The 20,862-nt window shown below is 51.3% G+C and carries 18 protein-coding genes; 10 read left to right on the top strand and 8 right to left on the bottom strand.

Features of this window, described 5'->3' with window-relative positions; all coding sequences use genetic code 11:
* Positions 1 to 256: 256 nt before the first annotated feature.
* Positions 257 to 1,621 carry a UDP-N-acetylglucosamine 1-carboxyvinyltransferase gene (gene murA, locus AC2215_RS07660; RefSeq protein ID WP_486809409.1) on the bottom strand — a complete coding sequence of 455 codons (1,365 nt, stop codon included), beginning with the start codon at positions 1,619 to 1,621 and terminating at the stop codon, positions 257 to 259.
* Between the two features lie 454 nt (positions 1,622 to 2,075).
* On the opposite strand from murA, the gene AC2215_RS07655 reads away from it, so the two are divergent.
* The 3 genes from AC2215_RS07655 (at position 2,076) to AC2215_RS07645 (ending at position 5,673) form a co-directional block, all read left to right on the top strand.
* Positions 2,076 to 3,542 carry a polysaccharide biosynthesis/export family protein gene (locus AC2215_RS07655; RefSeq protein ID WP_486809376.1) on the top strand — a complete coding sequence of 489 codons (1,467 nt, stop codon included), beginning with the start codon at positions 2,076 to 2,078 and terminating at the stop codon, positions 3,540 to 3,542.
* Between the two features lie 403 nt (positions 3,543 to 3,945).
* Positions 3,946 to 4,689: a lysophospholipid acyltransferase family protein gene (locus AC2215_RS07650; protein WP_486809375.1), complete on the top strand. Its 744-nt coding sequence runs from the start codon at positions 3,946 to 3,948 to the stop codon at positions 4,687 to 4,689.
* 177 nt (positions 4,690 to 4,866) lie between these two features.
* Complete coding sequence (locus tag AC2215_RS07645; protein ID WP_486809374.1) at positions 4,867 to 5,673, top strand: alpha/beta fold hydrolase; 807 nt, start codon at positions 4,867 to 4,869, stop codon at positions 5,671 to 5,673.
* 166 nt (positions 5,674 to 5,839) lie between these two features.
* Here AC2215_RS07645 and AC2215_RS07640 read toward each other — a convergent pair whose 3' ends face one another.
* The 3 genes from AC2215_RS07640 to cbiT form a co-directional block, all read right to left on the bottom strand.
* Entirely contained in the window at positions 5,840 to 6,289 is a 450-nt protein-coding gene (locus AC2215_RS07640) for a hypothetical protein (RefSeq protein ID WP_486809373.1), read from the bottom strand.
* A 376-nt stretch (positions 6,290 to 6,665) separates the two neighbouring features.
* Positions 6,666 to 7,568, bottom strand: coding sequence for a phosphatidate cytidylyltransferase (locus AC2215_RS07635; protein ID WP_486809372.1), 903 nt, complete (start codon positions 7,566 to 7,568; stop codon positions 6,666 to 6,668).
* Between the two features lie 370 nt (positions 7,569 to 7,938).
* Entirely contained in the window at positions 7,939 to 8,541 is a 603-nt protein-coding gene (gene cbiT, locus AC2215_RS07630) for a precorrin-6Y C5,15-methyltransferase subunit CbiT (RefSeq protein WP_486809371.1), read from the bottom strand.
* A 269-nt stretch (positions 8,542 to 8,810) separates the two neighbouring features.
* Here cbiT and ychF point away from each other — a divergent pair, with 269 nt between their 5' ends.
* The 5 genes from ychF (at position 8,811) to AC2215_RS07605 (ending at position 12,582) form a co-directional block, all read left to right on the top strand.
* Positions 8,811 to 9,902 (top strand): redox-regulated ATPase YchF, encoded by a 1,092-nt coding sequence (ychF, locus tag AC2215_RS07625; RefSeq protein WP_486809408.1) that lies wholly within the window; start codon positions 8,811 to 8,813, stop codon positions 9,900 to 9,902.
* 148 nt (positions 9,903 to 10,050) lie between these two features.
* The gene (locus tag AC2215_RS07620) at positions 10,051 to 10,413 is read left to right on the top strand and encodes a phage holin family protein (protein ID WP_486809370.1); all 363 of its coding nucleotides are present in this window, start codon (positions 10,051 to 10,053) and stop codon (positions 10,411 to 10,413) included.
* Between the two features lie 341 nt (positions 10,414 to 10,754).
* Complete coding sequence (locus AC2215_RS07615; RefSeq protein ID WP_486809369.1) at positions 10,755 to 10,964, top strand: hypothetical protein; 210 nt, start codon at positions 10,755 to 10,757, stop codon at positions 10,962 to 10,964.
* Between the two features lie 131 nt (positions 10,965 to 11,095).
* Entirely contained in the window at positions 11,096 to 12,049 is a 954-nt protein-coding gene (locus AC2215_RS07610; protein ID WP_486809368.1) for an MDR/zinc-dependent alcohol dehydrogenase-like family protein, read from the top strand.
* A 236-nt stretch (positions 12,050 to 12,285) separates the two neighbouring features.
* Positions 12,286 to 12,582: an isochorismate lyase gene (locus AC2215_RS07605; RefSeq protein ID WP_486809367.1), complete on the top strand. Its 297-nt coding sequence runs from the start codon at positions 12,286 to 12,288 to the stop codon at positions 12,580 to 12,582.
* 300 nt (positions 12,583 to 12,882) lie between these two features.
* On the opposite strand, the gene AC2215_RS07600 is transcribed toward AC2215_RS07605, so the two are convergent.
* The 3 genes from AC2215_RS07600 to AC2215_RS07590 all read right to left on the bottom strand — a co-directional run bounded on the left by AC2215_RS07600 (position 12,883) and on the right by AC2215_RS07590 (position 16,811).
* Entirely contained in the window at positions 12,883 to 14,694 is a 1,812-nt protein-coding gene (locus AC2215_RS07600; protein WP_486809366.1) for a CHAT domain-containing tetratricopeptide repeat protein, read from the bottom strand.
* A gap of 306 nt (positions 14,695 to 15,000) precedes the next feature.
* Positions 15,001 to 16,068 carry a DUF1822 family protein gene (locus AC2215_RS07595; RefSeq protein WP_486809365.1) on the bottom strand — a complete coding sequence of 356 codons (1,068 nt, stop codon included), beginning with the start codon at positions 16,066 to 16,068 and terminating at the stop codon, positions 15,001 to 15,003.
* Between the two features lie 23 nt (positions 16,069 to 16,091).
* Positions 16,092 to 16,811: a sigma-70 family RNA polymerase sigma factor gene (locus AC2215_RS07590; RefSeq protein ID WP_486809364.1), complete on the bottom strand. Its 720-nt coding sequence runs from the start codon at positions 16,809 to 16,811 to the stop codon at positions 16,092 to 16,094.
* Between the two features lie 351 nt (positions 16,812 to 17,162).
* Between AC2215_RS07590 and AC2215_RS07585 the strand changes: the two genes are divergently transcribed.
* Positions 17,163 to 17,540 (top strand): hypothetical protein, encoded by a 378-nt coding sequence (locus AC2215_RS07585; RefSeq protein ID WP_486809363.1) that lies wholly within the window; start codon positions 17,163 to 17,165, stop codon positions 17,538 to 17,540.
* Positions 17,541 to 17,795: 255 nt separating this feature from the next.
* Positions 17,796 to 19,151 carry a cytochrome P450 gene (locus AC2215_RS07580; protein ID WP_486809362.1) on the top strand — a complete coding sequence of 452 codons (1,356 nt, stop codon included), beginning with the start codon at positions 17,796 to 17,798 and terminating at the stop codon, positions 19,149 to 19,151.
* A 147-nt stretch (positions 19,152 to 19,298) separates the two neighbouring features.
* Here AC2215_RS07580 and AC2215_RS07575 read toward each other — a convergent pair whose 3' ends face one another.
* Entirely contained in the window at positions 19,299 to 20,771 is a 1,473-nt protein-coding gene (locus tag AC2215_RS07575) for a cryptochrome/photolyase family protein (protein WP_486809361.1), read from the bottom strand.
* Positions 20,772 to 20,862: the final 91 nt, after the last annotated feature.

Raw genomic sequence — 20,862 nt, 5'->3', positions numbered from 1 at the left:
TGGCGAAGGGACAAACAGAGGCAAACAATTGCGAGTGTTGATGGGGATGAGTTGTGGAGAATATTCAATTCGATAAATTGACTGTAACGCCGATCGAAAAGTATGACTTTCAAACCGGGTTACCATCGGCATTTATCTCGGTTGAGTATTGGGCGAGATCGGACTTCCCGCATCTGAAAAGACCGATCTTGCCAACCCATTACCCCTAATAGCAACCTCAGCCATCATCAGCCTCGGACTTTGGTCATCTCGTTCCCTATTTTAAAGTGGATTCTTCGGAAGCGGCGTCTTCGGAAGCATCCACCTCCTGAGTCACCCGTTCGAGTTTGGCTCCGAGTTGCTGCATTTTCGCCGTCAGGTTTTCGTAACCGCGATCGAGATGTCGCAAGTCTCGGATGGTGGTCGTTCCATCAGCGGCTAATCCCGCCAATACCAGCGCCGCAGAGGCTCGTAAATCCGTCGCCAAGACCGGTGCCCCCGAAAGCATCGGTACGCCCCGGACGATGGCGATATTGCCCTTCACGCGAATATCAGCTCCCATGCGTTGCAGTTCGGCAACGTGGCGCAGTCGGTTTTCAAACACCGTCTCTTCAATGGTGCTACTACCTTCGCTCACCGTCAGCAACGCCATGAACTGGGCTTGCATATCCGTGGGGAAACCCGGATAGGGCAGAGTTTCGATATCGGCCGCCCGATTGTATCCCGGTACGACGCGCAAGCAATCGGGGGCTTCAACGATAACTTGAGAGCCGATTTCCCGTAATTTGGCGATCGCCGCACTTAAATGATCGGGAATCACCGGAGACATGGTTAACTCCGATTGGGTGATGGCCCCAGCCACCAAAAAGGTTCCCGCTTCGATGCGATCGGGAATAATCGAGTAATCGGTGCTGTGTAAGCTGGGAACGCCGGAAATCACGATGGTTTTGGTTCCCGCCCCTTGAATCCGAGCGCCCATGGAACGGCAGAAGTTAGCCAAATCAATGACTTCCGGCTCTTGAGCCGCATTTTCGATGCGCGTCTCCCCATCGGCAAGGGTTGCCGCCATCATCAGGGTTTCTGTTGCCCCAACGCTGGGATAGTCGAGATGGATCTTCGCGCCCTTCAACCGAGAACTGGAGCCGGGAACTTCGGCGTGAACCACACCGCTTTCGATGCGCACGTCAGCACCCATGGCTTGCAAGCCGCGAACGTGCAGTTCCACCGGTCGAGCACCGATGGCACATCCCCCTGGCAGCGGCACGCGGGCCGTTCCCAGACGAGCGAGTAGGGGTCCGATGGCAAAAAAGCTGGCCCGTAATTGACTTACCAATTCGTACGGAGCTTGGGAGTGACCGATATGCTCGGCATTGAGATCCAAGATGTCCCCTTGATGCTCGAGCTTGACACCCAAAGCTGCCAAAATTTGAGCCATGCGCTTCACGTCAACCAAAGAGGGAACGTTACGCAAGCGACAGTCTTGAGGGCAGAGCAATGCCCCTGCCATCACCACCAAAGCTGCATTCTTCGCCCCGCTGATTCTCACGTGTCCTTTCAAAGGGGAACGACCCTGAATCTGAAGCACCGCATTCTCGGCTTCAGGGGTAGCAGATGTTTGGATTCGATCGAGAGAGAGTGTAATGAGTCTGCCCTCCAGAAGTAACTTTTGTTTACATTGGAATTTGGCTCTGATTCTACCGGAAACTTGGCGATAGACTCAATAAATTCCCGATTTTCAAGGGCAAAGTGCAACGTCTGATACCTTAATTTGTCATCAATTCTCAATGACGCTTCGATCTAATTTTTTTTGCTGTGTTGAATTTACCGGGTTCGATCGACTCGATTCTGTGAAGCGACGAACGCCACGTGCAACTTAATTCACGTCAGTTCGGGATCCCGAAAGGAGGCAGCAGAGGCAGGGGAAGAACGCGATCGGTGAATTTTTTATATGATGGTCGTTCAACCCGATCGAATATAACCCTTTTCCACCAGATGTCTATTTGCTCCGATCGTCCTCCCGAAATTTTCCGAATGCCGATTTATTCTCATTGAAAAAGGATATTAGACTCAAAAACTTTCGATCGCCATTGACGATTATGCCGACCGCAAAATTCTTTTCGATCGCGTTAATTTTGCGAATGCCGATGGGTATTCTTGGAGTTGTAACGCTACTATCCATGCCTCGATCGCTTCACGCCCAGTTACCTCAGTTCGGCGATCGCCCGACCGAAGTCACCGTTCCAGAAGCCACGGTTATCGACGATCGAATTCCCGATACCCCAGTTGATGAAACATCCCCCTCCGCAGCCTACCTTCTCGGGGCGGGAGATACCATCGCCCTGGATGTCTTTAACGTTCCCGAATACAGCCAGGAGTACGCCGTTCTCGTCGATGGTACGCTGAATTTACCCCTCATCGGCCGGGTTTCCGTCGCTGGGTTGAGCCTTGCCCAGGCAGAAGCGGAAATTCTGCGTCAGTATACCCCCATTCTCGCCCGTCCCATTCTTCAACTGCGCCTGGCGGGGGTGAGAGCTTTGGAAGTTGGCATCGCTGGGGAAGTGACTCGTCCGGGGGCTTATCAGCTTTTGCCCGCCACCGATGGAGTCGGTATCGAGTTACCCACGGTGACACAAGCGTTGCAACTAGCTGCTGGGACGACACCGGCCGCCGCATTGCAGAATATCGAAGTGCGCCGCAGTCATTCCGAGGGAGAAGAAATCATTCCAGTAGATTTGTCAGCATTTTTTCGATCGGGTGACTTGCGCCAAGATATTCCCTTGCAAGATGGCGATACCATTTTTGTTCCCGCTGCAACGGAAATCGATACCATTGCCGCTCGCCAGGAATCGAGGGCGAACTTTACAGCCGATCGCACCGAACCAGTTACCGTTGCCGTTGTCGGCGCGGTAAATCGTCCGGGAACCCACACCCTCAATCTCGAAGTCACCCCTGCCGGCACGGGGGAAGCCTCCCTCACCCAAGCGTTGAGAACTGCGGGTGGCATTACCGCTTTAGCCGATATTCGCCAGATCGAAGTTCGCCGCCAACCTCTCACGGGGGGAGAACAGCACATCACGGTGGATTTGTGGGCGCTGTTGCAAACGGGGGATTTATCCCAGGATGTGTTGTTGCAAACCGGGGATACAATTTGGGTTCCCCAAGCAGAAGCCATCGTCGAGGGGGAAGCGCAAGAAGTGGCATCGGCAACCTTCTCCCCGGATACGATTCGGGTGAACGTCGCGGGTGAGGCGATCGCGCCGGGGTCGATCGAGGTGTCTCCCAATGCTTCGATCGAAGATGCCTTTTTTGCTGCTGGGGGTTTTAGCGATCGCGACGCGCAAACGGGTTCGATCGAGTTAATTCGCCTCAATTCCAACGGAACGCTATTTCATCAAAAAGTTGAAATCGATCTCGAAGCGGGATTTGTCGATGGGTTGGTGCTGCAAGATGGCGATACCCTGGTGGTGCGGCGCGATCGCTCTTTTACTGAAAGCCTCGGTTCGGTGGTGACCCCCCTATTTCCGGCATTGAGCGTATTCGATCTGCTCGACAATATTTTTTGAGTCGGCATCTCTTAAAAGTGGCACCCAAAACACATATAAAGCTTCAGGTCTAAGATCGGACGGCTTCTGGTGGAGGAGCTCGAGCTGCCCTCAGTCGCCGAGATGACTGAGCTCAGACGCAACAATGCCCATCGGCAATTCATATACCGGCACCCATCCAGTTAGATTGCCTGCATTGCTTACCATCGAGAGCTGTAAATTCCACTTGATACCGTCGAGCTAACTTCGCTACACTCGTAAAAACGGTAAAAACGAGTCACAATACTCGATATAACTTAGGCAACTAACTTGGATTTGAGAAAATCTAAACACGCGAATCGGAATTGAAATAGACGCTCAATTCCTGACTCGTGCGATCGAGAGTTGTCACTTTACTCGCGCTTTTAATAAAGGAAATCGGCATTTGACCGAACTGATGTCCCAAAGTCCGCTACAAATCTCGCGATCGTTCCTCACAGCCATGGGAACGCGAATGTTCGTCTACCATGAAGACCGCATTCCCCTCGACGGACCGGTTCTCGTCGCCAGCAACCATCGCAGTTTTATGGATGCCCCCGTTCTGATGGCGGCCCTGGGTCGTCCGATTCGGTTTGCTTGCCATCACTATATGGGACAAGTTCCCGTGATGCGGGATATCGTCACGTCCTTGGGGTGTTTTCCCCTCCCGGAACCCGAACGGCGACAGCAGGGTTTCTTGCATCGCGGCAGCGAATTGTTACATCGCCAGCAAGTGGTGGGTATTTTCCCGGAAGGGGCACAACCGATGGTTAATTTTACCTCTCCCCAGGAAGTGGGCAACTTTCATCGAGGATTTGCCCATTTAGCTTTGCGATCGTCTGCCCCCAATTTAGCGGTCTTACCGGTCGCGATCGCATCAACAGACGAAACCACCTACCCTGCCGTTCCCGTCAAACTACTAGGTTTGTTCGACCCCAGCGAACCCCTCTTCGATAGTTGGGGTTGGCATCCGATGGTGGTCTATCATCGCCTCTCGATTTTAATCGGTCGTCCCTATTGGATTACCCAAGCCCAACGGCAAGCGTATCAAGGTCGCCAAGCCAGGACGGCGATCTCGAATCTGGTGGATTACACCCATCGCGAAATTACGACGCTATTAGAACGAGGATGCAGGGATGGAGAGCGGTGAACAGTTGCCAGTTCTCAGTGCGTTAACGACACAGACTCCCCGACGTGAGTTTCGATCGAGAACGAAAATGCCAATCTCCTTGTTAGGCGGCTCTCCTCGCCTCTTCAGTTCCAAATTCCGACTTCCGAATTCCGAATTCCGAATTCTCCCAACTTCCCGTGTTAGTTTAGTTCAAAAATGTTAACTGAAAACCCCAAACTCCGCTTTCTCAAGCCCTATCCATCTCACCCCAATCGCCCTTTATTTGTCTTTTTGCCGGGAATGGATGGCACCGGGGAACTCTTACACCTACAGGCTCCGGGCTTGAGAACGAGTTTCGATTTGCGATGTTTGTCGCTGTCCAATTACGACGATCGCATGGGATGGGAGGAGCTTGCCGATCGAACCCTCGATTTAATTCACCGAGAACTTAAAAATCGATCTTGTCGATCTGTTTATTTATGTGGGGAATCCTTTGGGGGATGTTTGGCCTTGCAAATCATCATTCGATCGCCCGAATTATTCGATGGGTTGATTCTCGTCAACCCGGCATCCTCCTTCCGGAAACGCGCTTGGATGGCTTGGGGTGCGCCGTTTATTCGTTGGTTTGTCGAACCGATGTACCAACTTTCAGCTTTTGGATTACTACCCTTTTTAATCGCGCTCGATCGGGTTTCCCGACGCGATCGAAGTCGGCTGGTTGAGGCAATGCAGTCGGTGTCTCCGGCAACGGCGAGTTGGCGACTATCCCTGCTGCGAGATTTCGACTTTTTACCCATCCAACTGCATCAGTTCAAAAAACCCACACTCTTGCTAGCGAGTCAGGGCGATCGCCTACTGCCATCAGTGGAAGAGGCCGATCGCCTTGCCCGCTTTTTCCCCAATTCCCAGACCATCGTTTTACCCGATAGCGGTCACGTTTGCTTGCTCGAATCGGAGTGTAACTTGTATCAGATTCTTCAGGAGGCTCAGTTTTTACCGGAATGGGAAATTGTTAGTGGCTAAGACTAAGGGTCAAGGGGAAAGGGGAAAAGGCGGGAAAATACAGGACTTCGCCATAGAAATTGATGTTATTGTGAATTTTCTCCAGATGTCTATGACCTTCCGTGTCCTCCTTTGTTTTCCCGTCAGGTTTTGGCTGAAGCCTGAGGGCTGAGGACTGAATGCTGACTTAAGCGCTATCTTCCATATCCCATTCCCCTGCCGAACTAAACAATTCCAGAATCTGACGGCAACAGTGCTTTAATTTATCCTTAATTTCCGAAGCGGGTTCGGTATCGCCGACGAACTGCCAGTTTTCCACCGTCGAGAATCGCCATTTCCGACCGGTGTGGTCGTATCCGGCGGTTTCGACGCCGATCGCACGGCGTTGTTGCTCTAGAGAGTCTTGGTGAAAGCGAATTTGTACCAAGATACTGCGGCTTTGGATGCGACGACTCCAGCCGGGAAAATGAAAGCCGATATCGATCGAGTCGGGATCGACCATCTTTTGGGTATCGGGGTCGTTCATCCAAGGTTTGAGATCCGATTTTAAATCGGGAAACTCGGACTTAAACAGGTTAACAACTGCCGCAATTTTACTGGCGACTTGAAAATTTTTTGCTTGTTCTGCCGCGTTCACGATCTGCGCTCCACGATTTGCTTCAATTTTTATTGACTCTATTCTCAAAAAATAGACAAATTTTGGGTGGAACCCCCTAGATTTATACTCAGCTTAGACAGTTTATAACCGATCTACCGTATCGATGACAACAGAAGTGTAATATCGCGCTTGGTTTTCGGTACAGCTTTTCCTGACAATTGAATCGAATGAATCGAACGAACGACCCTTTGAGCGAATTTTTCCTAGAATTAGTTAAGCCGTCGAAAACCATTTTTGAATTTTATCAGGAAAATATCTCAATAAAAAAGAATAAAAATCTTAAATGTGGCGACTTTCGATCGATTCAAAAATCCACGTCGGGATCGATACCTTCCTCCCCAATGAATGAGCCCATTCAGTTAGAAAGAAGCGGTAAAACCAAAACAATAAAGTAGTAGATAGCTGGTGCGGTAAAAACGTAACTGTCGGTGCGATCGAGAATGCCGCCATGACCGGGAATGAGCTGACCGGAATCTTTAACCCCCGCATCCCGCTTCATCATCGACTCCGTTAAGTCTCCAAGCAAACTCATCAAACCCGTTGCCAGACCCAGACTGCTTCCGGCCAGCCACCACATCGGCCAATGCAAGCACCAAGCCCAAATTGCTCCCACCAGAGTACTTGCGAGCATTCCGAAAGCAGCTCCTTCGACGGTTTTCTTCGGGCTGATATCCGACAAGGGAGTGCGTCCGAAAAATTTACCGAAAAAGTAAGCGCCGATATCTGCCGCCCAAATACAGGTAAACCCCAACAGCGTCACGGTCAGTCCCAAAGAGAGAAAATGAGCCTTAGACCAATCTTCGGGTAAAAACCCCGCTAACGGCTGCGTGCTGGCAATTAAAGGACCACCAACGGTGCTACTCGACAAATCGTAATCCTGGAGCGATCGCAATCGAATCCAGTAGGTGGGGAGCAGACCTGCATAAAAGAGTCCCAAAATGGAACTAGAAATATCGGCGATCGTTGCGATTTGAGGTTGAAACAACAGGTAACAGCAAATCGCCGTCCCCGCGACGGGAAACATCACCTCCAGCCGATGGGGAGCAATCAAAGCGGTCACCAACAGGATTTGGCTGAGGACGATGGTCGTTTTGCCTGCCGGGACTGCTCCTTTAGCTCGTACCAGTTGAAAATATTCAACTAAAGCCAGGTAGGATAGCACTGCCATACCGAGGGTAAAGTACCAACCCCCGCCAACAATCATCCCTAAGGCCACGGCAATTGCGACAATGCCGCTAATAATTCGAGTCGCCAACATAAAAAAAAACAGATTCTCCAAAAGAGGGTATTCGCTGAGGGTTGAGCCATCGATCTGCGATCTTTGACCGGAATGATGTCCCTTGTATTGTGCAAAACACACCACTCAACCTTGGGCTTAACCCAATCTTAAGTTTAATCAGACGTTAAGAGTATTTGGAACTTAGCAATAATTAGTTAATTTTTCCCTTGAGGGTGTGGGGTGTGGGGTGTGGGTTGTAGGATGTGGGGGAAGAGCGTCGCGACTGACCCATTGTCGGGTCATTGCTGACTTAGAGCGCGTGGGCGATGCTCACCCTAGGGAATATCAAGGCTTTGGGCGATTTATTGAATCTTAATTTAGTGCTATTCACCCATTGTCAATTAACAATTCAATCTAACTTCTCCCCACTGAGAATAAACATCGGATCGACAGCGGCAAAGACTTGATGGGTGCCGCGTTTTTCTAGACGATTCACCGCCGACTGTACCACCTCGATGTTGCGCAGGTGTAACTCGGCAAAACATTCAGATATCACGTACAAGTTTTCGAGATTGCTAGCGGTGGCGACGATGCGACCCTCAGAAGGCAGATATTCCCAGACCTGTTGCAGGATAGGTTTAATGGGGCGACCCCCTTCAATACAAACGCGATCGGGACGATAAGGCAAGTCTTTGAGGCATTCCGGGGCGCTGCCTTCAATCACCTCGACATTTTTCACCCCAAAGCGATCGCAATTATGACGAATCAGATTGGCGACATCTTCATCTCGCTCGATGGCGACAATCCGACCTTTGGGACACAGCAAACCACTTTCGACGGGAATCGTTCCCGTTCCCGCCCCAATATCCCACAACACCGAATCGGCATCGAGACGGAGTTGCGACAGCAGCAGCAAGCGAATTTCGCGCTTGCTCATGGGAATTCCCGGAAGGCGATCGAACAAATTATCGGGAATACCGGGGGTGACATACGGCCAGAGGGAAGAAGACATAGGGGAGAGGGAGATGGGGAGATGGGGGGAGAGGGAGATGGGGGGAGAGGGAGATGGGGAGACGCGGAGATGGGGAGACGCGGAGATGGGGAGACGCGGAGACGGGGATAGAAAAACGAGTAACTGTTCCCCAAACCCTACACCCTACACCCTACACCCTACACCCTACACCCAACACCCAACTAGTCACGGGTCTACCCCACACGTTACAGTATGCAGAGCGTCGATCGCGTTCGATTCTGTTAATTATTCAAAACCGACCCTTTAAAATGCTCAGAGCTGGAATTGTTGGACTACCCAACGTTGGTAAATCGACTCTCTTCAATGCTTTGGTCGCCAATGCCAAAGCCCAAGCGGCAAACTTTCCATTTTGCACGATCGAACCCAATGTCGGCGTAGTTGCCGTTCCCGACGAACGCCTGCAAGTTTTGGCAGAGATTTCGACCTCGGAACAAATTGTCCCCACGCGCATCGAATTTGTAGACATTGCCGGACTCGTCAAAGGGGCAAGTAAGGGGGAAGGACTGGGGAATCAGTTTCTCGCCAATATTCGAGAAGTCGATGCGATCGTCCATGTGGTTCGCTGTTTTGAGAATGATGATATCATCCATGTCTCCGGTTCGATCGATCCCCTGCGAGATATCGAAACCATCGATCTAGAATTGGGATTGGCGGATCTCGACCAGGTGGAACGGCGTATTCTCCGTACCCGCAAGCAGGCTCGCAGCAGTAAAGACGCGCAATTCGAACTCGAGACGTTAGAAAAAATTGCCGCCGTCCTCAACGAAGGTAAAGCCGCGCGTCAAGCCGAATTGAGCGAAGAGGAAATCGAGTTAGTCAAGCCTTTAGGACTGCTGACGCGCAAACCGATTATTTACGGGGCAAACGTCTGCGAAGACGATTTGGCAACTGGGAATGAATGGGTGGAGAAAGTGCGAGGACTTGCCGCCGAACAAAACGCTCAGGTGGTAGTCATTTCGGCACAAGTGGAATCGGAACTCATCGAGTTACCCGAAGAAGAACGGGGCGATTTTCTCGATGCCTTAGGGGTCACCGAAGGGGGATTGCAGTCTCTGATTCGCGCCACCTACGATCTATTGGGATTGCGGACGTTCTTAACCACCGGTCCTAAAGAAACCCGCGCCTGGACGATTCGCGTCGGTCAGAAAGCACCACAAGCCGCGGGTGCGATTCATACAGATTTCGAGCGGGGTTTCATTCGCGCCGAAACCGTCGCCTATCAAGATTTAGTGGATTTGGGTTCGATGAGTGCGGCAAAAGAGAAGGGACTTGTGCGCAGTGAAGGTAAAGATTATGTTGTCCAAGAGGGCGATGTGATGTTATTCCGCTTTAATGTTTAGAGAGGATGTGGGGTGAAAGCCCTCGATCGAACTTTGGGAATCGGATGACTCGCGAGGGCTTCCCAAGACCGGGAAGTAACTGAATCGATTGAGGTGTTTCATCTTCCATCGGATTAACATCTAAATTATTAGATTCGGGAGTTGCAACATGGATATTATTGGGTTAATCGTTACTCTATTAGTGACGGCCGTCAGTTTTATTATCATCTCCTACATTCCCATTGGCGTGGAGGTGGATAGCTTTGGTAAAGCACTGACTTCAGCAGCCGTTTTCGGGATTTTAAACGCGCTACTCAAACCCGTTTTAGACTTTTTCGGGTTTCCATTAGTGTTTGTCACCTTTGGGTTATTTGCCATCATCATCAATGCTGTCATTTTTGGCATTGCGGCGTGGTTGGTATCGGGATTTCGCTTGCGTTGGGGAATTTGGAGCGCGCTGCTGGGTTCGCTTGCCCTCGGTTTTGTGAACTCCATTCTTTCCCAGCTTCTCGGTAACGCGGGAGTCGTATAAGTTTTAGAGCGATCGCCCCGATCGCTTTTTTGACATCGGTTGAGTTGGGGGAGGCTCGACTCAGCCGATGTTCTTTGAGAAAAACTGCGCCTTGCGATTAGGATAACGACGGACAATGTTGTCATTAACCCATGGTCTTTCCCCCGAAGCCTCCTCTGCCCACAGTCACTTGTGTCCTAACGACAGTGGCAACTGCTATATTTCGGTCGGCATCGATCTGCATTCGTCGGCACGGATTTCCTCGAAAATATACAATCAAAAACGAGAACACTTCGAGCGGATCGATCGATTAGACCCAGATCTCGATCGGTTCGATGCCAATAACAAACGAGAGGAGAACCATGGAAGAAAAAACCGTAGACTGTGCCAAAGAGTGCGTCAATGGCTGCGTGCTGGGGGAGAAATGCCCCAACCTGCAATACGCCAGCCAAGCCACTGAGTTCATGAAGGATACCTCCTTGGATAAAATGCATGATATCGCCGAGGCCGCCTTCCGCAAGAAAATGACGGCTCCCCCGAAATGGGTGATTCCCGATTTTGGTGACGAGTGAATGGCTTGTGGGGTATGGGGTGTGGGGTGTGGGGTGAATTGTGAGTTTCGTCTCCCATTTTCTCCTGCTTCCTCTGTTCTCCTTCACCCAAACCCAGGCAACCGAAACCAGCAAGAACTGGAGGCACGATCGTGAACGGACTTTGGCTTGAGAACCAACAACTGCAATTGCGAACGGATATCCCCATGCCCGAACCCGCTGCAGGGGAAGCATTGGTACGAGTGTTGCGAGCGGGAATTTGCAATACGGATTTGGAACTGATGCGGGGATACTATCCCTATGCCGGCGTGCCAGGACATGAATTTGTCGGCGTGGTAGAACGAGGGCCGCAACATTTAGTCGATCGCCGCGTGGTGGGGGAAATCAACGCCGCTTGCGGCATCTGCCGGTTTTGCCGTCGCGGCATTCCCACCCATTGCGAAAACCGAACGGTGTTGGGCATTATGAATCGCAATGGGGCGTTTGCCGAATATTTGACGCTACCCATTGCCAACCTACATCCCGTTCCCGAGAACGTTCCCACCGATGTCGCCACCTTCACCGAACCCCTGGCGGCTGCCTTGGAAATTCAGGAACAGGTGAAGATCGAACCGAACCAGCGAGTCTTGGTGGTGGGAGATGGGAAATTGGGACAATTGGTGGCGCAAACCCTGGCGCTGACGGGATGCGACTTACTGGCAGTGGGGCGACACGAAGAAAAACTGGCGAATTTAGCGGCGCGGGGGATTCAGACGGGATTTGCCGATGCCGTGGACGATCGCAGCTTCGATATTGCCGTGGAGTGTACCGGTAACCCTTCAGGATTCGAGCTCGTCCGTAGAGCTTTGCGATCGCGCGGAATCCTGGTGCTCAAAAGTACCTACGCTGGCAAGCTCACTCTCGATATGTCATCTCTAGTGGTAGATGAGATTACCCTCATTGGTTCTCGGTGCGGCCCCTTTGCTCCGGCGCTGGAACTGCTCGCTCAAGAACGGGTGGACGTGCGATCGCTCGTCGATCGTCATTATCCCTTATTAGAAGGGTTGACAGCATTCGATCGGGCGCGGGAACGCGGGGTATTGAAGGTGTTGTTAGAAATCGCTTAATCCAACGCCAGTTCGGGTTAAGGATTGTCCAGAGGTGGTGAAGTGGATTCGCCTCATGTGTGGATGGCTCCCGTTCCACATTGGAGAAAATTGGTCAACGGAGGCAGTTCTACGAGATTCCATTCCCCCGACACCCGGTCACCCTACACCCCATCCTCACCGGAAACTGTTATCCCAAACTGACATTAATCCATGGATTGTGTCTGTGGATTTGTGCGTCCAGAACTTGGAGTGTTATGAAAAAGCCTGATGAGTGTAAAAATATGGCAGATATTCGAGCTGAAATCGATCGGCTCGATCGAGAAGTTATTGCTTTGCTGGGTCAGCGTTTTGGCTACGTTCGAGCCGCGGCAAAGTTTAAAAAAAGTCAGACCGACGTGAAAGCACCCGATCGCTTTCAAGCAATGCTCGAACAGCGACGAATTTGGGCTCAAGAGGAGAATCTAAATCCCGATGCGATCGAGAAAATGTATCGAGATTTGGTGAATCATTTTATTGAAGAAGAGATGAAACGTTGGCAATCTCAAAACTGAAGCCAGCAGTCCATCGATCGGTGCGGGTAATATCAAGTTCGGATGATTCGTTACAATTAGGCGCGATTGCTAAAATTTTTCTCGAATTCTCTCGGTCGGCGTTCCCTTGCGTCTTACGCCAACGCGGGGTCCGACCGCTCCCGAAGCCCCCCACGCCCCCAAAGCCCCCGAAGCTCACTCAAACCGGAATTGTAAGTGTTTAACCGAGCTTGATATGATGGGTGGAAATTCGGAAAAACCCTAACCCCAAACCCGACAAACCTACCGTCACCGGGCACTGTTCGATCCCAAACAGATGTTTTATGAACTCTGTGCCCCAGAAGCCAAACGCTTCCGAGCTAAACCAATACATTCATCCTGTTCGGGAACCGCATCTGAAGCGTATTTGAGGGTATCGATCCAGGATTGACGCGCTTGTTGGGATTTGCCTCCCGCTTCAAGGGTTTGAGCCAGAAGGCAGTGGGAGTGGGGACTATCGGTTTCAAGAGCGATCGCCCCTCGCAACTCTTCTTCCGCCTCCTCGTAGCGCTCCTGTTTCAGACGCACCCAGCCCAAATTTTTCCGACAGGCGGCGCGAACGGCATCGTACTCCGCGCGTGCCAAACATTGACGAATCCCCCCGATCGCTCCGTGGTAGTCTCCATCGAGGATTTGCAAGCGAGAGGCTTCGGCATAGGCTTCCGAATGACCCCGCAGTGCTGCCTTTTGGTGAGCCGCGATTGCGCATTGCCGATTGCCCATCTCATCGCAAAGCCAACCGAGATTGTAATAGGGGGCGGCATATCTGAAATTCAAGGCAGCAGCGGTGCGATATAGCACTCGGGCGGTAAAAAACTCACCGCGATCGTGATACATCAGCCCCAGTTGATTCCCCCAGCGCGCGATTTGCGGTCCGATTCCCAAATATCCCCCCACGCACGCCAGAGCAATGGTTGCCGCCAACTGCCACCGTCGCTTTCGAGGGAGGGGCGATCGCCTCTCGAGGGTTACTGGGTTTTCTGTCTCCCCCGTACTCAGTTGGGCCCAAGTTGGAGGTTCGATCGCCGGATGCTGGCAAATCGCCGGCAGCCAACTGGCACCGGGAAACTCGTCTTCTAACCCCTTGAGTTGCTCCCGCGCCTGCCGCACCGCGACGTGAAATGGCTCACCAAAGGCAAACCCCCGCAAAAAATACTTCAAAAACGTCTGAGCTACCGCATCGGCAACGGGTTCGCGCATGACGATCGTCGTCGGGAGGGGAATCTTCGCCCCCGCCAAATCCCGCGCCAACCCCAACCCATCGCAGGAATTAAAAATTGCCAGTTGCAATCCCTTCTGGCTGGCACGATAGAGGGCTTCTTGCAGCTCCGCCACCGTCAAACTATTATGGTGAGAATTGCGGTTAATATAGAGCTTACCCCGGCTGCCATCCACCTCTGAGGAGCTGTGACCGGCGAAAAAGAGAATATCCCAACCTTGCTCCCAAAGTCGAGCGTTAAGTTCGGCGCGCTGGGGTTCGACAAGTAACTTCACCTGCGCACCGGGCAATTGGGCGAGTAAGGCTCGATCTTTACGCACGTCGATGCCGATACTGTTACCCAAAATTGCCAAAATTCGCACCACCTTCTCCCCGGTGTTTTTCCGTTGCGGCGGGGCACAATATTCTGGAGAACTGAGGGAAATCTCCCCCAAATGATATTCATCTTTGAGAAACGACCACAAATGGAGGGGCAGTCGCCACACCGTTTCGTTATCGGTTTCGATCGCCAAGCGAATGGGTTGAGAGGGATTGAGTTGGGTTCGCAGTTGCCGCTCGATGGGGCGAAACCCCTCTGACCCCAGCCATTGTTGGATGTGTTGCTCCAGGTCTCGGTACACGTCGGTAAATGCAGCCTCGGAGATGTGGGTGACCCCCGCAGAGGCAATTTCAATACCCGATCGGGTGCGAGAACGACACAGAGCTTCGTACAGGAGCTGCCAGTTGCGGTAGAGTTGGGGTAGTTCCGGTGCCGGGGGCAAGCTGCCGGTAAACTGCATTCCCCCTCGACCCGGTTTGCCCAAACGAGCGGTGACCGCACCAAACCCCTCCTCGAAGTTCCCCGGTCCCAGATTTAAGATAACTAACTCGCTCACGATCGATTTTCCTCAAATGACACCACGTGCAACTTTCTGCCCAGCCGCGTGACCGTTTAGCAGACCCGATCCCCCTTCCCCCTTCACCTTTGACCCGGCTCGATCGGGTTTTGGATAGTTAACGTCAGGGGCGAGTTAAGGATCGTTGAAAGTCCAGCGTGCTGATGTGGATTCGACTCATGAGTCGAAGAACCTCAAACCCCACCCGCTCCAATCGACTCCAAGCACTCGCGATCGCCCCCGACTCTAACCCCTACACCCTACACTTTTTATCCCGAACGGATGTTGATTAGGTCCCACATGGGGCTAAATGGCAAAGGCTTCCGTCAGGCTGAGGTCGTCGAGGGCGACTTGCAGGCTGAACTGAGTTTGGGGCAAAGCTTTGAACGGTCGCAGTTGAATGTAGAGATCGAGATCGTCGGAGACCACATCTTGCAGGGTTTCCCCGGTGTCGGAGAGCAACGCCAATTTGAGGTTGGCAGGTAAATATTGCGCCCCTCGCATCGGATGCACTTGCACCCAAATCCCCACTTTGCGATCGGGATCTTGAGTCAGGGCCACCAGCAGGGCGATCGCCCGATCTCCCAACTGCATCCCGAAATCCACTAATTTGGCGCGGGCGACCTGGGCTTCGGGAACCAGTCGAGTAATTCTCCCCGGGCTGCGGATGGCTAAGGTGCCTGCATCGCTCGATGGAGTGAGATCGCGCTTGAGGGCCTGTATCCATCGCCCCCAATTCGATCTCGTCTGGAAGCGATCGCCCATCCCGGATATTCCGAATTCTGGAAATAATAGGGATTCGGCATCGGTCCAATCGGTTTCAAACTGTTCTTGCAACCAGCGAGTCAATTGGATTTTGGGTTGACCGACCCGTTCTATATGAGCCAGCAACCCGTCGATGGATTCAAGTCGATCGAGGGAAATCGTCCCGTTCCCGGCGGTTTTCACAAATCCCAATAGAGTTGCCATCGAGTTCGCATCATCAATTTCGACGATCGCGTACCCTACCCGTTCTGCTTGCACTTCTGGAGGAATCGTACAAACCCGCGCGTGACGGCTGCGAACCGGGTCTGAGGAAGGCTCCGGCACCTTGAGCGGACGACATTCTAAAGTCCCCACCCCATCGATCTTCAAATCGGCGACATCAGCACACATTCGCATCAGGGGGTTCCAACTGTCACCAGCTTCTAAATGGGTTTCGATCGCCATCAGTTGCAAGTAGTCGCGGACGACCCAGACCGCTAGAGTATTGAGATAAACCCGTTCGGCACGCTCTGGATTGGGTTGTTCGGCGCTAAATTCTCGGGCGCGATCGCGGGCCTTCTGAGTAATGGGTATCGGTAAAGACTGGGTTTCGATCGTGGTGTCTAACATCTCGATGGCAAGAGTTCCCTCTACTATATGTATCCCTGAAATTCGCCAAATTTTCGCAAGCGCGGCAGACATTGGCGTTGGTAAAAGTTGGCTAGGGTGGAGTACGAGCAATCCAACTCCCGTTCTAAGGTTTTCCAATCCGTCTCCGGAGGCAAACGACGCAAAATCAAAAGCTGACAGGTCAAATCCGGACGACCTTTGATATGAATGCGTCTTAACTCCCCATCTCGATCTCGAATCACCCACTGCCGGGTTTCCTCTAAAATGGGAGGAATTTCCGGCGGTGCGGGCAGATTTTCGATGGTGCTCGAAGCCGGATCTGCTTGAGAGGTGTTGGGGTGAACTTGCTGTTGTTCCGGGCTTTTTGCGGCGAGGTAGAAATCTTGCAGTCGTCGCTTCAAATATTGATTGAGCCAAGTGGTCACTTGGCTTTTTTGAGGATCGTACTGCGCTCCAGTGGTGCCCTCACAGAGATTGCGGCACAGATAGAGCCACGTCTGCTGCAGGGCATCACCGTAGTAAGGGGTATTTTCCCGCCACAATTTGCCGGAGTCAATAATGGCACGCACCAAACGATTGAAGCTTTGACGGCGCTTTAACGAGCCAGGGCGATGCTGGCAGGTTTCGGCGACAAGTCGGGCAAGCTGTCCCTCGACAGACTCGGAACGTTCGGGTTCTCGACCGTTGAGGTTCCGATGGTTGGCTTTGGAGGGGGGGACGCTTCCTCGGCAGGTTGCATTCATCCTTAGATAATATTTGATTCCAATCGACCGAATTCGCTCCCAAGTTTAATTGGGTGCATTCGAAGTTAATGCTCCCCTTCAATAAACTTATCAGTCCCAATTTAATTTATTTCGCACGACTTTACGATTTGGGGAAAGATCCGGGATGATTTTCAGGGAAAATAAACCGCGATCGCTGATTCCCAAACCCCCGAAATGGAAGTTTAACTCCCAAATTTCCCCAGAACTTCATTCGGAGGAGAGGAATCATCTCTTTTCTGTGAATTTTTGTAAACAAATATGAATTTGGCGAAATTTTTGTCTGGCTGACTGACAAGACAATAAGCCGGGGCGTTGTTGCTGCAAGTCGGTATGATTCGATCGATGCGGGGATATTGGGGAATTCTCCAATTACACTGGCTTTCGTTCCAGAGATCCGACCGGCGGCAACGGTGGCACGGAAAAATTCGATCTCCGGGTAACGATCCCCACGATCGAAAATTTCCCAACGCCAAATGCGTCCACATTTACGTCAGGGTGAAGCATATGGTTCTAATTCGCGAAATCGTCCAACAGACATTAGAAAGCGGTTATCTAAGCGTGAGCGCAGAAGATCGACTGCGACAGCTCTTAACCGACAAGTACGATGTTGAGGACTTTAAAGCCTTTATCCATCTGCAACTTGCTGCGGTTAAAGGCAAAGTTAAACAAGAATCTCGCGAATTGCGCGGCAGCATTCAAAATCGCTAAGGCGCAATAGGCGAGTGCAGAACCTCTGTTATCGCAAACTGGCAAGCAACAAGCATCATGATGGGTAAAACCCTATTCAACGCGATCGCAGGACATCATCGTCCGATGGTGTCCTCACTCTCCACGCCGATTGCTTATCATTTCGTTACAATAGAAGCATGGGACTAGACCGCACACTCTCTCTAAATCAGTGAGACTTCTAGGTTTTGGGAACTCAACGCGGACGATCGCCCATCACCCGTGACGAATACAGATATGATGAAACTTCCTGCCGGCCCGACGACCAATCCCAAGTTGCAAATGTTTCAGTGGGTATCCAACCCTCTGGGGTACATGGAAACCAACCACCAGCGATTTGGAGATGTCTTTACCGCCTGCCTGGGAAGCCAGTTCAATTTAGTCTTTGTTTGCGACCCGCAAGCTGTTCGGGAAATTCTCAGTGCTGATGCGAGAACCTTTGATTCGGGACGGGCCAATGGGATTTTGCTGCCGTTGGTGGGAAGTGAGTCTATGCTGCTACTCGATGGCGATCGCCACAAACAACAGCGTAAGTTAATGATGCCGCCGTTTCACGGAGAGCGGATGCAGACTTACGCCACCACCATCGAAGAGATTACCCAGGAAGTGATGGCCCGATGGCAAATCGGTCAATCGTTCTCCGTCCGAGAAGCCACTCAGGAAATTACCATGCGGGTGATTCTCAAAGTCGTCTTTGGCTTGAATGACGGTCCGCGCTACGAAAAAGTCCGCCAACTGATGACGACAGTGCTGGATATGACCGGTTCTCCCCTCAGTTCCAGTTTGCTGTTTTTCAGAGGCTTGCAACAAGATTGGGGGCCGTGGAGTCCCTGGGGTCGCTTCATGCGGTGTAAGGCACAACTCGACGAGTTACTCTATGCTGAAATCCGGGAACGCCGCGAAACCCTCGATGAAAGCCGCACTGATATTTTGACCCTTCTCCTGTGCGCGCGAGATGAATATGGAGATGCGATGAGCGATCGCGAACTGCGCGACGAACTGCTCACCCTATTGCTCGCCGGACACGAAACCACCGCGACGGCATTGGCTTGGGCGCTGTATTGGATTCACAAGCTGCCCGACGTGGGGCAAAAACTGCGGGAGGAACTCGCCAGTTTGGGGGAAAAGCCCGACCCGATGGCGATCGTCAAAGCCCCCTACCTCAACGCTATTTGCCAAGAAACCCTGCGGATTTACCCCGTTGCCCTGATTACCTTCCCCCGGATCGTCAAATCTTCCTTTTCGGTGATGGGTCACCACTTCGGCCCGGAAACCTATCTCGCCCCTTGCATCTATCTCACCCACCATCGAGAAGATTTATATCCCGATCCCAAACAGTTTAAACCCGAACGCTTTTTAGAACGGCAATATTCCCCTTACGAGTTTTATGCCTTTGGTGGGGGAAATCGCCGCTGTTTGGGGCAGGCATTGGCACTCTATGAAATGAAATTGGCGATCGCCACCATCGTCTCTCAATTGAAACTGGTACTGCCCGACGATCGACCCATCAAACCCGTTCGTCGAGGAGTCACCCTTGCGCCATCCGGTCGCCTTCGTTTAATAGTTGCCGATCGCCGCTCTCACAAGTCATAAGTTGAAAGTAATAAGTAATAAGTTTGACCGGTATTGAAAGTCAGAGGATTCGACAAACGAATTCGATCTCAATTTGTTCTTCATTTATGAAGATGAAGAAGCTTTATTCCATTTAATCTGGACTTTACCTATACGACTTATTACTTATCACTTATCACTTATTACTTCTAAAAAATTCTCCGCATTCTGAAGATGGGTTGCCAGTTTTTCGGTTCCCATGCGATCGAGATGTCCGACAATCATCTTGCTGCGGGGGTTTTTGCTAAAAATCTCGCGGTGCTTTTCCAGAAATCGCCAATACAGTCCATCCCACACCGCGCACCAATCACCGGCCCGGAAATTGCTCATCTTGCGAACGTAGCTAGAACTACTGACGTAGGGTTTGGTGACAATCAGACCCCCATCGGCATATTGACTCATACCGTAGACATTAGGAACCATCACCCAATCGTAGGCATCGATAAACAGTTCCATAAACCAGCGATACACCTCATCGGGGTCGAACTCGCACAGCAGCATGAAGTTACCGAGTATCATCAGACGCTCGATATGGTGGGTGTAGCCGTCGTCGAGAACCCGTTGAATGGCCGCATCTACCGGGTCGATTCCCGTCGTCGCCGTCCAGAACGAACTAGGAATCGGGCGGGTATGATGCCAGAAATTTTTCGATCGCTGCGATCGACTTTCGAGAAGATAGAGCAAGCGCATATACTCTCGCCAGCCGATAATTTGACGCACGAAACCTTCTAAAGAGTTGAGGGGAATCTCTCGATGGTTTGCCTCATCTAAAGTGCGATCGAGAATCTCTTGGGGATTGAGGAGACCGATATTTAACATCGGCGTCAGGACGGAGTGAAACAGGAAGTTACGATCGCGATCGATAGCATCTTCGTACTGTCCGAAATCGGCAAAGCGTTCTTGCAAAAATAGATCGAGCCATGCCCGCGCGTCCTCATAGGTTACCGGATAACAAAAGTTTTTGGTACTCCCTGGATTTTCGGGAAAGTGTCGATCGACATAGCTCGATGCTTCTTGGATATAAGTATTAGAATAATTCACCCGAACATTCGGTATTTTAATGCCTCGTGGGAGCTTCTTGCGATTTTCCGTGTCGAAGGTTAACTTGCCCCCAATCGGCTTTTTATTTTTATCGAGAAGCATCCCCAATCGCTGCCGTTGTTCTCGATAAAAAGAAGTGAAATAGTAGCGCGTTTGTCTGCTAAAATATTGTTGTGCCCAAGTAATATCCGTGAGAAAATTGGGTGATTCTAAAATTTCTAGCTCGACATTGGCGAGATGACAAGCTTTTTCGATCGCCCTGGAGAGCCAATCGTCGCAAACATCACAAACCCAGACTTTTCGCGCCTCTTCTAAAAAACGGGATATTTGGTGAGATTCTGGTAAATCTTCTGCCTCAATATATCGAACTGGATACTGTTGAGATATTAGATAATCTGCATACATCTTCATTGTCGATCGATGCAGGAGCAGCTTTTTTTTGTGAAAAGCGTATTGAGTGAAAAATAGGGGTTCTTCAATCAGCAGAACTTTTCTGCCAGGAGCTAATCCGGGATGATTTTTAAAAAGCTGGTGGGGATAGATCGCGACAATTTCAGACATTAATTAATTTCGAGTGGGAATTCCAAGTTGGATTCCCATTTTTTTGATAATCGTACAAAAAATGAACGCACTCTCCCCCAGGAATCGATAA

It is taken from the genome of Zarconia sp. (assembly GCF_057467645.1).
This window is presented reverse-complemented; position numbering and strand designations above follow the sequence as displayed.